The 265-nt window shown below is 70.6% G+C and carries 1 protein-coding gene; it reads right to left on the reverse strand.

Annotated features, from left to right (window positions below):
* A partial coding sequence (locus QSV46_RS39985; RefSeq protein WP_314964133.1) for an SDR family NAD(P)-dependent oxidoreductase occupies positions 1-265 on the reverse strand: 265 nt, incomplete at both ends.

A 265-nucleotide genomic window follows, 5' to 3' on the forward strand; every position in this document is an offset into this window, starting at 1 on the left:
TCCCTCTCCCATCACCCGTCCGCATGCCTGCGCCATCCAGTACGAGCCGTTCAGGTTGATGTCGATGACGCGGCGGAACTCCTCCGGCGTCTCACGGGTGGCCGGCACCGCCGTGCCCACGCCCGCGTTGTTGATGAGCACATCGACGTGACCGAACTCCGCCACGGCCGCGTCGACCAGCTCCTGGCACTGCTGCGGATCGGCGACGTCGGTGGCGACCGTCAGGGCCCGGCGGCCGGTCTCCTCGACGAGGGCGGCGGTCTCC

The sequence above is a fragment of the Bradyrhizobium cosmicum genome (assembly GCF_032290525.1).
Taxonomy (GTDB): Bacteria; Pseudomonadota; Alphaproteobacteria; order Rhizobiales; family Xanthobacteraceae; genus Bradyrhizobium; species Bradyrhizobium cosmicum_A.